Here is a 12,639-nt window from a genome sequence, read left to right as displayed (position 1 = left end):
CTTCAGGGCCGCGCGCGCTAACCGTTGCAACTTAAAGGAGGGGTACTTTTTGGACGCCGATAAGGGGTCCCGTTTGGATGCTGATTGACATCTTTCCCTCTCCACAAGCGCAAGCGATCACTCCTTGACCTCCCGAAATCGAAGGGAGGGCAGGAGCCCAGCTCCTGCTCCCGAGCTCGTGCGGAACAGCTGGAGAGAGGGGGACAAGCGCTAAACCGGAGGGGGATCACCCACCGGGAGGGCCGAGACGGATTTCATGGAAATGCGGCCGGTGCTGCAGGCCGCAGGCCGAAGCATGGGGAGACCGGTTTAGTGCTTGTGGGGGAGAGAGGGCAGAGCGCCTTTCTCCCTTCTCAGTGCGTTGATTCAAGTCGTCTTTGGCGCCAAACCCGTAATTGGCAGCCAGATGTGATGATGCCGCTTTGTGCTTTCATATCAGCAATGAAAACAGTCTTTCACGGAGCAGAGATATTGCTTGTTTGGCCAATAGCAAAGATTGCCCTCCAGCATGGATTGGTCAGCTATAAGCGTGCCGGCATATGGGCTGCGTCGAGGCGCCGATGAATCAGCGATACGATCGACAGCAGATCTTCGGCATCCTCCTTGGACATTGACCAGTGAATGCGGGCTTCGTGCGCCGTCGGATTGCGGAACATGCCAAACGTACCGCGGACAAGGTTGGCAAACCCACTCTGCTCACTGCGCTCGCTGGCCGTGGAAAGTGGGTTGATCGCCAGAAGGGGCGGACTACCTGCGAGAACACGGTCAACAAGCCCAGCGCCGTCGTCGGTCAGTCCGGTCCGCGTCCGCATCTTGTCGGCAACGCTTTTGACGGCCTCTTGCACCGCATGAAAATAGTTATCGGCAAGAAGTTCGGCGCGACAGAATTTCAGAACATCTGCGTGCACGCCACGTCCTTCGAGATCCGCGCGCAAATCGCGAGCACGCCGCTGTGCTTCGGGTAAGGTCTGGGCGGCGTCAGCCATCTTCAGCTCCCCAGACTGATCGACGAAAAGGCCCGCGAACGCCAACGCCTGGTTAAGCCGAGCCCGCATTGGCTCGTAGCGGTGAGGCTCCCGGCTGTAGCGCGCCGGCTTCATCGCCAGTCGAATGAACTCGAGGATGTTGGTGCGATTTCGCTTTGTGTTCTGGCACGCGGCAAAGGCGTTGTAGATGCGAATGCGCTTCGTCGCGGGTCCGGGATCATCAATCTTGGAAGAGGCGAGAAGGTGCTCGATCTCCGGGCCGGTCAGACCGTTATTGGTGGCTCCCAGCGCACCTGCAATCGCCTCCAGTTGATCTTGGGAAAAGAATGCCATCGGCTTCTCACTGGCCGTTCGCGAGGCGCCGCAAGAACGTCCTGGCGGTCACCAAGACGACGTGGAGCCGGAAGGTGCTGTGGTCTTCATCGGATAGGCCCGGGTGCGACCCTTCGGTGTGCAGCATTTTGAAGAGGCCGTTGATGTAGTTCTTTCCGTCCTGGGTCCATTCGTTCCGATCCGTTGCAAGAAAGCCGATCTCAGCGAGGAGCGCGCGTCGGTTTTCTGAACTGGGACGTGTCGCCGATTCCGCGGGCCGCACATTCCGCGCAATGTCGTCGAACAGGCTCTCGATGAACGTTCGAAGCTGCCCGTTGCAGGCGGCCCAATCGCCGCGCGTGTGCGCTTCGATTGCCTGGTCGAGGTGCCCTAGAGGGGTGACGAAGCTGAAGTGTTTGAGGAGCTGATGAACTTCGTCGTCGGTCTCCGGGAGCTGAATCTCGCCGGGAAGGGCAGCCCGGATTGAAGCGTTCCGGCCGTAATCGTCCCACACCAAAACGTAGCCGTCGCGCGCAAGTCCGCGCGCGAACCCCGTCTGGAGAGGCTGCGCAGAATCCTGCTGAGCCAGCTGTGCTGCCTGCCGGACCACCGCTTCGCCCAAGGTCATGCGGCCGTCGAGCGTGTCGAGGATCACGTCCGCGCGCTGCAGGACAGCGCGCGCGAGGAGATCGCATTTCTTTGCGACACTGAGGGCGGTGCTTGAGGAAATCTCATCCTCAAGCCCGAGCCGCAGCACCATCTGATTGAACTTGGCTTGGCTGTGCAATTCGAGCAATTCGACTGCAGCAAGGAGGGTCGGTCGCGTGAACGGCGCAGATCGCATGGGAAGCCTACTCGAAGCGTAGGCCGAACAGGCCACCTGTATCTGTCGCATCGGTCAGCTTGGTGTCGATGACATGCGCTTGGACGTCAAAGCCCCGCTGGAATCCCTCCCGCGGCAGCGCGTCCGAGTTCATGGTAACGATGTATTGAAAGCCGGCGGCCTGGGCGCGCTCCGCGCCAAGCTGAAGGGCCTTGGCCACCTGTCGCTCGTCCACACCATCGAAGAGATGGCTGTCGTGGATGAGGAAGCGTGGTCCGCGCCCATTCCTGATGCTAATTTCCGTCAACATGAGATCGAAACAGAAGATCTGCATGTTGGTGATCCCTTTGCTCCTCTGTCCGTCGATATGGACCTCAAATTGTGGGCCGCCGGCGGTTTCGGAAATGGTGAGGCTACCAGCCTTTTCGTAAAGCGACTCCGAGAGGGCTTCGAAGGCGAGGATGGCCTCGCGGATCACGTCAGCGCGCTCATGGATGTCGTCCCGCAGCGCTTTGGTCAGATTGGCCCGCTCGATATCGAGCTCGGCCTTCGTGCTCTCGATGCGCTCGGCGGTTTCAAGCCGCTGACGCAGGCCCTCGACTTCGGCTTCGGCCCTGCCAGCCTCTTCCCGCAAGGTGGTGTAATGTTCGAGTGCGCCGCCCGAGCGCAGCACACCCATAATTTGCCGGCGGCGCCGGTCCCGGTCCGCGATGCGCTGGTCTCGCTCGCTCATCCGTGTCTCGGCCGAGGCAATTTCGGCATTAAGATGCGCCCGGCGGTTCTCTATGATGGTTCGATGGAAGCGTTCGACTTCATCAAAGCGCCGGCGAACCATGTCCGGCAGCACCACACCAGCCTCGGCGTACAGTTTGGTGACGTCGTCGAGATCGGGCGCATCCTCTTCGCCAAGCGATGCGCGAAGTTGCTGGAGCAGGTCACCATCGACCACGTTTTCTACGTTGAGAGCGTCAATCTCGCGCGTGATCTCGTTCGCTTCACGCTCGAGAGCCTTGTATTCCGGCACGACCTCGAAATTCTCGAGATGAGCCCGCAACCGCTCGGTGCGCGCTTCTGCGATGGTCAGACGTGTCCGTAGATCGGCGGCCTTACCGAAGAAACGACCGAGGTCGCCACTGCGCGCGGCCTTGCGAAGCTCCTGAGCGACCTTTTCTTGGCCGCGAAGTTCCTGAAAACGGCCCGGAATCGTCCAATCGAGGCCGAGCAAATAGCAGATGGAAACCTGCTGGTCCCACGCCTGCTGCATGGTCGAATGCTGCATTGGCTGATGAAACCCGCCGCTAAGTTGGCGCCGCGCGAAGTAGGAGAAAAGTGACCGGAATGAGGGCTGGAAGCGTTCGGCTTCATCCCCCGCCGATATCGGCAGGCCGAACCAGAGATGACCGAGATTGGCCTTCCAATTCTCATTCGACAGTTCGAACAGCCCTGCACGCTGGTCGAACTGCGGCGGGACAGGCCAGTTCTCGACCGGGCCGTTGACGAAGATTTTGCTCGGTTTCGCGCCACTGCGAGCCGCCGAAATGGTTTCGCCAGCGACGTCGACGGCAACATCGAACGTCGACGGAGACAGCGCTTCGGAACGGAAGATGCTCTCCTTGCGCGCGTCGGCGCCGAACAGGAAATGGACCAGCTCTATGAAGCTGGTCTTCCCGGCACCATTACGCGACTGTCGATCGTTTGAACCTTCGCTCTTGTCGGCCAGGAGGATGTTGAGGCCCGGGCCGAAGGTCAGTGTCTTAAAGGGCGCCAGGTCACTACCGAAGCGGCGGATCATGGCTGAACCCTCCGCACCAAGCCGCGCTCGAATTCGAGTGCGCCGATCGCGTAGAGCAGGTCCAGCGAGAGGACGAACCACTGATAGTCGATCGGAGCGTTCGGGGCGTGAAGGGTTCGCCGACCGCGCACCTCGTCCCACAGCCTTGACATGGTCATAGGCCTTTTCAGGATATCGAGCACTTCCGCGCCCACGCCGATCAGCGCGCGATCCGGTCGAACATGTTTGGTCGGAAGGATCATAGCGCCCCCACCGAGGCGACCGGATCTTCGAAGATGTCGCAGCTGTCAAAGAAATAGGCGAGGACGGCGAGCGCCGCGCCTTGGCGCTTCGGCTCGCCGTTGAAACCGGCATAGTCTTGGAGGTGCTTGAAAATCGTGTCGGCGGGCAGGTCGAGCGCTTTCAACTCTGCATAGCGCGTGCGGAACGCCTCGGCGATGCGTTCGCCGAGGTCAGGGCGCGGGCTCTTCCGAAAGAAGGTGTCGACGAGGCTGGACTTCCGCCGCCCGATCCGCAGGAACAGGCCGGTCTCTTCAGAGAGCGCGTTCTTTTCGAGCTTTTTGGGTGACGGGGGAGTCAGGGGCGGATTTGGCGGACTATCCTGGCGTTGCAACGCGTCGATGATCGGCATGAGGTCGGACAGGACCAGTCGATCGACAATGGCGATGGAAGCCGCGAGGCCGAACAGAGCCTGCAGTGCGGAGATATCAAGGCCCATCGCGAGGGCATGAAGCTCGGGTTCGGACCACGTCGATATCTGGATTGTGGAATGCGCGTTGCGCAGGCCGTCCAGATGCTGGACGGCGTTTGGCGGCAGACCGCGGCCATCGTTGTGAACGAAGACCCATTCCTTCATGCCGCTGCCCCAATTGGTGCGCGCACCATGGAAATCCTCATCGATCTTGGCAATGAGGTCAGCTTCCTTCATCGCCTCCGGTGCATAGCACTGGAAGACGGAGCCACTGCTGACGCGGCGGCCGTCGCACTTCAGGTCGCCATAGGGGCCGTAAGGGCGAACTTCCTCGAAATCCGCGCCGAATGCGTAGCCGGCGAGCCGAACAAACCAGTCCTGGAAGGCCGTGCCCTTTTGAGTGTGGAACGCGAGGCGAAAACGGTCCACATAGATTGACCGCTGCAATTCATCCATGGCGTCGCCTTGCCGTCGACGCAGCGCCTCTTCCTCCGACTCGCGTCTTCGCGGCGGTATGGTCGCCCAGATGGTGAATCCGAAGCGCGGGGAGCTTCGGTAGCTTCACGGTCAGCTCAAGTTTTCCCCCGACCGCTTCGACATAGCTGCGAAGCGTCGACAAATACATATCTGATTGCTTCTCGATCTTTGAGACGGACGGCTGCTTGATGTTGAGTGCGGAGGCGATGTCTGCCTGGCCTTTACCAGCAATCTGCCGCAGTTCACGAAGGCCTTCGACTGCCTTTCTCAGGCCTTCTGACTCATTCTTTCCCTCGGAAGAAGGGGCGCTGACGCCGTTGTTGTTACTCTGGCCCATCTTGTCCCTAGCACGCTTTCGAACTTTGGCATTATTCCACCATCTGCGTTTGGCCTGCCATAGCTTTGGGGCTATGTCTAGTACCAGCGGTAAAGCCGGAGAAGAATCCCTGTCTGTTCTCTGGTGCGGCTGCTTCATCTTCGGCTTATGGCCCATTCCAGCCTCCAAACCGAAATTCACGTCTCCTATTGGCGCTTCTGCGCCATGACGCCCGTCGGCCCATTGCAGACATAGAAGAGCGGAGCGGGTTAAGCTATCTCGAACCCAAGATCATCTCGAGCGCGGCATCCTGAGGCAGACCAGCCATCTGTCCGATGCTGCCATCTGCCTTCCTGAAGACAATCGCAGGGGTGCCGGAAAAGCCAAGCTCGGTCATCAGGGTGGCATTGTGCTCAAGCTTTTCCGCCATTGCGGGGCTGACCGTTTCCAAAGGGGCGATGCCGCCGTCCTCGTACTTGTGTTCGTTTTCGGCCAATGCCTCCTCAGGAGACTTAGCCTCAAGAATGGCAGCCGCCTTGGCAGGCGAATCCTGTCTGATCACGCCGACCATGACATGCCGCAACTGCACCTTGCCCGCTTCGACCCATGGTCTGGCAGACTTCCAGAATTGGTGGCAGTAGGGACAGTTTGGATCGGTAAACACGTAGACGATCCTTGGCGCGTTTGGGCTTCCGTCCTTCACCCATGTGGATCGCTCAAGCTTTTGCCAGCCCTCTTCCGAGATCGGCGCTTCTACCATCTCCTTGAGTTGGGTCTCCGCCATGTCCTGTCCTGCTGCGTCGACAAGTGTGCCAACGACCACATGTTCGCCATCCGGGGTGAGGTAAAGTGCCAGAGGTTGAGCGCCAGCTTTTGCGGCGAATGCTCTCAGACCGCCTGGCACCTTCATCTCTCCAAGGATTGTCAGTCCCTGCTGCTCGATCGCCTTCAGGATCCGGGGATACTCTTGGGGCTGCGGGACATCCTCGGCTGCGGCGATCTGTGGTGCAGAACCGAACAGCAGCGCTGTGAACAGCATCAGGGTGGGTCTGAGATTGGTGACAATGAAGAGGCGCATTGGAGTTCCTTCAAAAGCTGTCGCTTGACCTGCTCACCTTAAGGCAGCCTTAAGGAGCGGCCCCTGTGCATGTGGCAGCGCCGGTCCTTGCTTCTGTCCGAGTAAGTGTCGCTTTGTTAACGGCGTCCTGAATAGACGTTCACTCGGCGCCGGCACCGCTATGAGGCGCCAGGAGGTCGCCACATTGAGATTGGCCGCCCTCAGCCAATCATCGACGTCCCCCAGTTGCGATAGAGGATGTAGGCTGCGACCACGAAGATCAGCGCGGCAAACAGGCGGTTGAGGATGTTCTTGTAGGCGCTGAGGCGTGTGGCGAGGAGCATTCCGAGCACGCCGCCGATGATGCCACCACCAATGAACTCGGCGGCAAGCCACCAATCCACCAGACCGGAGCTGGCGTAGTTCAAGGCGGTCGCCAGCCCGAACACGCCGACGGAGAGGAGCGAGGTACCGATCGCGTTGATCATCGGCATGCCGGTCGCCAGCATCAGGCCGGGAACGATCAGGAAGCCTCCGCCGATGCCGAAGAAGCCGGATGCCGCGCCCGCGGCCAATGCGACGGCCGCGGTGGCGAGGCACATCCGGAGGTCGACAGGACGGCATTCGACCGCAACTGCCTTCCTGGGCTTGAGCATCAGAGCGCCCACAACCACCATCAGGATGCCGAACAGGAAGATCAGTCGGTCTCCGTCCATCGCCTTGCCGAGGCTTGAGCCGGCAAGCGCGCCAACCACGCCAAGCGCGGAGAAGACGGCCGCGCACCGCCACCAGACATGCCCCTTGATCGCGTGGCTCACAAAGTTGGCAAAGGCGTTCACGGCAACCGCAAGCGCGCCCGTTCCAATGGCAACATGCGGCTGCGTGACGCCGACGACGTAGAGGAGGAGCGGCGTCGCCAGGATTGACCCACCGCCGCCGAGCAGGCCGAGCATGAAGCCGACGATCCCGCCGGAGCCGACTGCCGCAAGAATTGAGGTGGTCACGTCCGTCTGCTCCATACTCGGTCGTGCAAGGTCATGCCCACCAGCATGGCGATGACGAACAGTACCGTCTGGGGGATGCCGATGGGCAGCGACGCGACCGCCGGGCCGGGACAAAAGCCACCGATCCCCCAGCCGAGGCCGAACAGGGCGGATCCGATGATGAGCGGCGGGTCGATCTGCCGATTGGTCGGGACATGGAAGCTGTCGCCGAAGGCCGGGTGTCGCATCCGCTTCATCACCTGAACACCGATGAAGGCGACGACGACGGCACCGCCGAGAACAAAGGCAAGACTTGGATCCCACGTGCCGAAGATGTCGAGGAAGCCTTGGACGCGTGCCGGGTTCAGCATCCCGGAGAGGGACAGGCCGAAACCGAAGACGATGCCTGATGCGAGCGCGGCAGCGAACTGGTAGATATTCCGGTTCATGATCCAAGACCTCGCAGAAGGGTAACGGCAACCACGCCGGCTGTCAGGAAGGTGGCGACAGCCACCATCGAGCGCGGCGACAGGCGGGCCAGCCCGAGGACGCCATGCCCGCTGGTGCAGCCGGATCCCATCCGCGAGCCGAATCCTACCAGCAACCCGGCGACGATGATCAGCGGCCAGCCTGCAGTGATCTCGACCTCTGGCCAACCATCGAACATGACGAGGTAGGCCAATGGCCCGAGCAGCAGGCCGAGCACGAAGGCCAGGTTGGTGGTCAGGCCGACACCCTGGGCAAGACGGCCGACGATGCCGCTGATCCCGGCGATCCGGCCGTTGAGGAGCAGCAGCATGACCGCTGACAGGCCGATCAGCATGCCGCCGGTCAATGATGGGAGATACTGGCTCATGTGTGGTCCTTCACGCAGAAGATGTCATAGAGGGCGGCGACCAGCTGGGCCGCCTTCTCCTCGGTCAGGGAATAGAAGATCTGCTTGCCGTCCCGCCGTGTCTCGACGATGCCGGAGCCACGCAGCACCGTGAGGTGCTGCGACAAATGTGGCTGATGCAGATCGAGCTTCTCTTCAAGCTCGCCGACCGAGTATTCTCCCTCCACCAGCGTGCAGACGATCATCAGCCGCGCCGGATGGGACAGCGTCTTGAGGAGGTTTGCCACCTCTTCGGCGCGGCTCGCCATTTCGACCGGGGAAAGCCCTGCCTTCAACATTGCCTTCAGGTCGGTGCTCATTCCCATGCCGCCCCCTGCAATGCATCGAGCGGGAACTTGAGGTAGCGCTTGCCGTTGGCTTCCGGCTCCGGCAGACGCCCGCCGCGGATGTTCACCTGCAGGGCATGCAGGATGAGCTTTGGCATAGGCAGCGTCTTGTCACGCTTGGTTCTGAGAGCGACGAACTCCTCCTCGCTCACGCCGGCAAGATGCGGGTTGGATTTCTTCTGCTCGGCCACGGTGCTTTCCCACCGAGGCGCCCGATCATCCGGCTGATAGTCGTGGCCCGTGAAGATCCGCGTCTCGTCCGGGAGCGCGAGGATGTCCTGTATCGACCTCCACAGCACCCGTGCATCACCACCGGGGAAGTCGGCACGCGCCGTGCCGCTGTCGGGCATGAACAGCGTGTCGTGGACGAAGGCTGCGTCGCCGATCACATAGGTGATGGAGGCGAGCGTATGTCCGGGCGAGAACATCACCTTCGCATCGATAGACCCGACCTTGAACGTATCGCCGTGGGCGAACAGTTGGTCCCATTGCGATCCGTCGGTGGCAAGCTCGGGCCAGTTGTAGATACCCTTCCACAGCTTCTGCACGTCCACGACGCGCTCGCCGATGGCGGTGCGCGCGCCGGTCTTCTCCTTCAGGTACTGGGCGGCCGAGAAGTGGTCGGCATGCGGATGGGTGTCCAGGATCCACTCGACCGTCAGTCCTTGGGCGCGGACGTAGTCGAGGATGGCGTCGGCATTGAGCGTCGCCGTCGCACCTGCCTTCTCATCGAAGTCGAGAACCGGGTCGACAATGGCGCACTTGCCCGTCTCCGGATCGGAGACGACATACTGGACGCTCCAGGTGCGCTTGTCGAAGAAGCCCTTGACCTGCGGTCGGCGGGGGGCCTGCTTCTCCAGCCAGGCTGCAGCGCCCCTTGTGTCGAAGCCGCGTTCACGTCCGAAGTCCATGACCTGGTCGGCACGCAGGCGGCCGTCGAGGACCTCTCCGATCACATAGAGGTTCAGCGACCGGGTGCCGGTCTTGCAATGGGCGAAGACGGGGCCCTCAGATTCATCGATCGCGCGCTGGAAGGCGCGCACGTCCGCCTCGGTGATGGTGGCTCCGGTGACTGGAATGAACGCATAGGACAGGTTGCAGTGCTTTGCTTCCTGCGCTTCGGCTTCGGTTCCCGGCTGTCCGGGCTCCTCGCCATCCGGGCGATTATTGATAAGTGTCTTGAACCCGTTCGCGCGCAGCGAACGGATGTCTTCGACGCTTGGCTGAGACGAGACCGAAAGCTTCTCGGATACACTGGTGACAGGCATAACTAGCTCCGCGTAAATATCGTTATACGTTCTAATATATTATATAGTGAGTTACCTTCAAGGCCGGTCACGGAACTTTGTGCTTCCCCTGGGGTTCCCGCGCAAAGGAGATCAAAACCATGGCCACGACAGCGAACCGGGTCAGCGCCCAGACATCCGACGAGATCAACAACCGCCTTCGCTGGCAGATGGAAGAGAGGCTCGCCTACTACGAAGCCCACCCCGACCAGATCGCAGCGAGGCTCGCGGAACTTGATCGGGAGTGGGACATCGAGCGGACGCTCGAAGCAAATGCCTCCTCTTTGGCATTCACAGGGACCATTTTGGCGGCGACAGTAGACAAACGATGGCTGCATTGCCGGCAATCGTAACCGGCTTCCTGTTCCAGCACGCCATCCAAGGCTGGTGTCCGCCCCTGCCGGTATTGCGCCGCATGGGGTTTCGGACGGCGGAGGAAATCAACCAGGAGCGATATGCGTTGAAAGCGCTCAGAGGTGACTTCGACGCCAAGGGCGGCAACAGGCTCGATGCTGCGCTACGAGCCGTCGGGGTCAGACGGGGTCCATAAGCGCAACAGGACAGGGCCAGCCGCCAAGGGCTCAGATCGGAAACGACGCCCTCGCAACAAACCAGCGAGCACCTCTCTCGAAGGTCAGGCTTCCGCCTAGACGGGCGAGCGCCATCTGGACGATCGACAATCCAAGCCCGCTACCATGACCATGCGCCTTTGATCCCCGGAAGAAGCGTTCCGTGACGCGCTTTTCGTCCTCCTGCTTAATTCCCGGTCCCTGGTCCAGGATTTCAACGCAGACTTCGTTTGTCCTCGCCAGGACGCGGCACCTGACTTCGCCGGCCTTTGGGGAATGCTGGATGGCATTTTCAAGCAGATTGCGGAGGACCAGACGAACAAGGATCCTGTCGCCCCGGATGACGGTGGGTGGCTGAGCCTGGTCTGAAAGTTCCATCGCCACATGGACGTCGTTCGCTGCGAGCTGGTTCTCCAACTCCCAGGCCACTTCCCCGACAAGGACTGCGATATCGACCTCCTCATCGCTCGTGACGTCCTGCGACGCATCTACGGCGGCAAGATCGATAAGCTGCCTGACCATCCGGCTGGTTCGGTCGACGCTGGTGGAGATGCGAGACAGCGCGTCACGCTGGACGCTCGGTTCGTCGGTTCGAAGGGCCACCTGCGCCTGGGTCTTGAGACCTGCGAGCGGCGTCTTCAGTTCATGCGCTGCATAGGCGGTGAAGCTCCGTTCGCGGTCGCGCGCTTCAGCCACGCGACCGAACAGGCTGTTCAGCGCCCGGATGACCGGCCGAACCTCCCGCGGAACCGATCCCGCATCCACCGGGTGGAGTTCGGATGCAGAACGGCCGGCAAGCCCTTCGGCAATACGCGTCAGTGGAGCAAGGCCACGCCCGACGCTCAACCAGATCAACGCTGCCAGGACGGGGAGAATGACGATCCCGGGGAGAAGCAGTCCCTTGATGACGTCGCCGATCAGCCGGTCTCGGATCTCAAGACTGTCACCGACCAGCACACGGACGCCAAGCGTGGGATTGACGACGGCGTAGACCCGCCACCGTTCTCCTTCGATCTCCGTTTCTTCGAAGCCATCTGTATGGCTCGCCAGCGAGGTTGCAGGCGCGCTTTCAGAGCGGCTGACGAGGCTGCCCTGAAGCGACCAGATCTGGCAGGAAAGTTGACGGCTATAGCCGCCGCCGGCTTCCTTAAATGGCGGAGGGGGAGTATCGGCAGTTGCCGCATTGGCTGCCGCGGAGGGATCGATCTGGTGATCCGTGATCAGCGAACTCACCATGCGTGCCGCTTCCATCAGGCGCGCGTCCAGTACGCGCTCGACTTCGGCTTGCGTGCTCGCATAGATCCAGGCGGCAGCGAAGAGCCACACCGCGCCGGTCGTGGCAATCAGGATTGCAAACAGCCGGATCCGTATGGAGTTCATTGTGCCGCCCTCAATCGATAGCCTGCGCCCCGAACGGTCTCGATGAAGCTCGCGCCCAGCTTGGATCGGAGCTTGTGGACGTGAACTTCCACCGTATTGCTCTCGATCTCCTCCTGCCATCCATAAAGCTTCTCCTCGAGATTAGACCGGGACAGGATGACGCCGGGCGTCTCCATCAGCGCCTGCAGGATGACGAACTCCCGCCGCGAGAGGGAGATCGCCATGCCGTCACGCGATGCGGACATGCGCGCCGGGTCGAGGCTCACGTCCTTCCATTCGAGAAGCCCTGTGGCCCTGCCGTGTCCACGACGGACGATGGCACGGAGCCGGGCAGCGACCTCGTCGAGATCGAAAGGTTTTCCGAGATAGTCGTCGGCTCCCGAGTCCAGCCCTGCTATTCGATCGGCAACTTCGTCCTTCGCAGTCAGCAGGAGAACAGGGGTGCGGTCGCCGGACCGTCGCATCCTTGCCAGTACATCGAGGCCAGTTCCGTCCGGGAGCATCAGGTCCAGGATGACGGCATCAAATCTGTCGGCCTCGATCGCAGCGTCGGCATCGGCAACCGATGTCACGGCGTCGACCGTGAAGCCGCACATCTGCAGCCCGACCTTCAGGCCGTCCAACAGGATCTCGTCATCTTCCACGACCAGCAGGCGCATCACATCCTCATCTGACTTCGCGTCCTCCCTGCGCCGGCTACCTTAAGGCTGCCTTAAGGTTGGGAGGAGAGACCGCCGCTCCAACCC

14 protein-coding genes and 1 pseudogene are annotated in these 12,639 nt (G+C 61.3%); 1 reads left to right on the top strand and 14 read right to left on the bottom strand.

All coding sequences use genetic code 11. From position 1 onward, the window contains the following. Nucleotides 1-521 precede the first annotated feature (521 nt). The 12 genes from DKP76_RS16850 to blh form a co-directional block, all read right to left on the bottom strand. Nucleotides 522-1,319, bottom strand: a complete 798-nt coding sequence (locus DKP76_RS16850) for a TIGR02391 family protein (protein WP_109707836.1) — start codon at nt 1,317-1,319, stop codon at nt 522-524. Between the two features lie 7 nt (nt 1,320-1,326). Next, nucleotides 1,327-2,142, bottom strand: coding sequence for a hypothetical protein (locus tag DKP76_RS16845; protein ID WP_109707835.1), 816 nt, complete (start codon nt 2,140-2,142; stop codon nt 1,327-1,329). 7 nt (nt 2,143-2,149) lie between these two features. Then, entirely contained in the window at nt 2,150-3,913 is a 1,764-nt protein-coding gene (locus DKP76_RS16840) for an ABC-three component system protein (protein WP_109707834.1), read from the bottom strand. Then, nucleotides 3,910-4,155, bottom strand: a complete 246-nt coding sequence (locus tag DKP76_RS16835; protein ID WP_109707833.1) for an ABC-three component system middle component 6 — start codon at nt 4,153-4,155, stop codon at nt 3,910-3,912. The genes DKP76_RS16840 and DKP76_RS16835 overlap by 4 nt, the downstream gene beginning before the upstream one ends. Continuing rightward, the gene (locus DKP76_RS16830) at nt 4,152-5,060 is read right to left on the bottom strand and encodes an ABC-three component system protein (RefSeq protein WP_109707832.1); all 909 of its coding nucleotides are present in this window, start codon (nt 5,058-5,060) and stop codon (nt 4,152-4,154) included. Before DKP76_RS16830 ends, DKP76_RS16835 begins: the two co-directional genes overlap by 4 nt. Then, a complete protein-coding gene (locus DKP76_RS16825) occupies nt 5,053-5,574 on the bottom strand; it encodes an XRE family transcriptional regulator (RefSeq protein ID WP_425349416.1) in 522 nt (173 codons plus the stop codon). Before DKP76_RS16825 ends, DKP76_RS16830 begins: the two co-directional genes overlap by 8 nt. Nucleotides 5,575-5,671: 97 nt before the next feature. After that, nucleotides 5,672-6,475: a thiol:disulfide interchange protein DsbG gene (gene dsbG / locus DKP76_RS16820; RefSeq protein ID WP_077549651.1), complete on the bottom strand. Its 804-nt coding sequence runs from the start codon at nt 6,473-6,475 to the stop codon at nt 5,672-5,674. A 200-nt stretch (nt 6,476-6,675) separates the two neighbouring features. After that, the gene (locus DKP76_RS16815; RefSeq protein ID WP_077549652.1) at nt 6,676-7,473 is read right to left on the bottom strand and encodes a sulfite exporter TauE/SafE family protein; all 798 of its coding nucleotides are present in this window, start codon (nt 7,471-7,473) and stop codon (nt 6,676-6,678) included. Beyond that, nucleotides 7,455-7,886 (bottom strand): YeeE/YedE family protein, encoded by a 432-nt coding sequence (locus DKP76_RS16810; protein WP_077549653.1) that lies wholly within the window; start codon nt 7,884-7,886, stop codon nt 7,455-7,457. Before DKP76_RS16810 ends, DKP76_RS16815 begins: the two co-directional genes overlap by 19 nt. Beyond that, nucleotides 7,883-8,293, bottom strand: a complete 411-nt coding sequence (locus DKP76_RS16805; RefSeq protein ID WP_077549654.1) for a YeeE/YedE family protein — start codon at nt 8,291-8,293, stop codon at nt 7,883-7,885. The genes DKP76_RS16810 and DKP76_RS16805 overlap by 4 nt, the downstream gene beginning before the upstream one ends. Continuing rightward, nucleotides 8,290-8,637, bottom strand: coding sequence for a sulfite-sensing transcriptional repressor BigR (gene bigR / locus DKP76_RS16800; protein ID WP_097142925.1), 348 nt, complete (start codon nt 8,635-8,637; stop codon nt 8,290-8,292). Before bigR ends, DKP76_RS16805 begins: the two co-directional genes overlap by 4 nt. Continuing rightward, nucleotides 8,628-9,926 (bottom strand): bifunctional sulfur transferase/dioxygenase Blh, encoded by a 1,299-nt coding sequence (gene blh / locus DKP76_RS16795; protein ID WP_109707831.1) that lies wholly within the window; start codon nt 9,924-9,926, stop codon nt 8,628-8,630. The genes bigR and blh overlap by 10 nt, the downstream gene beginning before the upstream one ends. 119 nt (nt 9,927-10,045) lie before the next feature. Between blh and DKP76_RS16790 the strand changes: the two are divergent. Further along, nucleotides 10,046-10,494, top strand: a pseudogene (locus DKP76_RS16790) (hypothetical protein). A gap of 31 nt (nt 10,495-10,525) precedes the next feature. On the opposite strand, the gene DKP76_RS16785 reads toward DKP76_RS16790, so the two are convergent. Together DKP76_RS16785 and DKP76_RS16780 are read right to left on the bottom strand one after the other, a co-directional pair. Further along, nucleotides 10,526-11,893 carry an ATP-binding protein gene (locus DKP76_RS16785; RefSeq protein WP_077549656.1) on the bottom strand — a complete coding sequence of 456 codons (1,368 nt, stop codon included), beginning with the start codon at nt 11,891-11,893 and terminating at the stop codon, nt 10,526-10,528. Continuing rightward, on the bottom strand, nt 11,890-12,552 hold the full coding sequence (locus DKP76_RS16780; RefSeq protein WP_077549657.1) for a response regulator: 663 nt from the start codon (nt 12,550-12,552) through the stop codon (nt 11,890-11,892). Before DKP76_RS16780 ends, DKP76_RS16785 begins: the two co-directional genes overlap by 4 nt. Nucleotides 12,553-12,639: the final 87 nt, after the last annotated feature.

It is taken from the genome of Falsochrobactrum shanghaiense (assembly GCF_003149535.1).
GTDB lineage: Bacteria > Pseudomonadota > Alphaproteobacteria > Rhizobiales > Rhizobiaceae > Brucella > Brucella shanghaiense.
Note: the sequence above shows the minus strand (reverse complement) of the source record. Positions and strands in the feature narration are given on the sequence as shown.

Bases quoted from the DNA above. Each gene is read 5' to 3' on its own strand.
- DKP76_RS16850 (WP_109707836.1), bottom strand. From the start codon at position 1,319: ATGGCATTCTTTTCCCAAGATCAACTGGAGGCGATTGCAGGTGCGCTG.
- DKP76_RS16845 (WP_109707835.1), bottom strand. From the start codon at position 2,142: ATGCGATCTGCGCCGTTCACGCGACCGACCCTCCTTGCTGCAGTCGAA.
- DKP76_RS16840 (WP_109707834.1), bottom strand. From the start codon at position 3,913: ATGATCCGCCGCTTCGGTAGTGACCTGGCGCCCTTTAAGACACTGACC.
- DKP76_RS16835 (WP_109707833.1), bottom strand. From the start codon at position 4,155: ATGATCCTTCCGACCAAACATGTTCGACCGGATCGCGCGCTGATCGGC.
- DKP76_RS16830 (WP_109707832.1), bottom strand. From the start codon at position 5,060: ATGGATGAATTGCAGCGGTCAATCTATGTGGACCGTTTTCGCCTCGCG.
- DKP76_RS16825 (WP_425349416.1), bottom strand. From the start codon at position 5,574: ATGGGCCATAAGCCGAAGATGAAGCAGCCGCACCAGAGAACAGACAGG.
- dsbG (WP_077549651.1), bottom strand. From the start codon at position 6,475: ATGCGCCTCTTCATTGTCACCAATCTCAGACCCACCCTGATGCTGTTC.
- DKP76_RS16815 (WP_077549652.1), bottom strand. From the start codon at position 7,473: ATGGAGCAGACGGACGTGACCACCTCAATTCTTGCGGCAGTCGGCTCC.
- DKP76_RS16810 (WP_077549653.1), bottom strand. From the start codon at position 7,886: ATGAACCGGAATATCTACCAGTTCGCTGCCGCGCTCGCATCAGGCATC.
- DKP76_RS16805 (WP_077549654.1), bottom strand. From the start codon at position 8,293: ATGAGCCAGTATCTCCCATCATTGACCGGCGGCATGCTGATCGGCCTG.
- bigR (WP_097142925.1), bottom strand. From the start codon at position 8,637: ATGGGAATGAGCACCGACCTGAAGGCAATGTTGAAGGCAGGGCTTTCC.
- blh (WP_109707831.1), bottom strand. From the start codon at position 9,926: ATGCCTGTCACCAGTGTATCCGAGAAGCTTTCGGTCTCGTCTCAGCCA.
- DKP76_RS16785 (WP_077549656.1), bottom strand. From the start codon at position 11,893: ATGAACTCCATACGGATCCGGCTGTTTGCAATCCTGATTGCCACGACC.
- DKP76_RS16780 (WP_077549657.1), bottom strand. From the start codon at position 12,552: ATGCGCCTGCTGGTCGTGGAAGATGACGAGATCCTGTTGGACGGCCTG.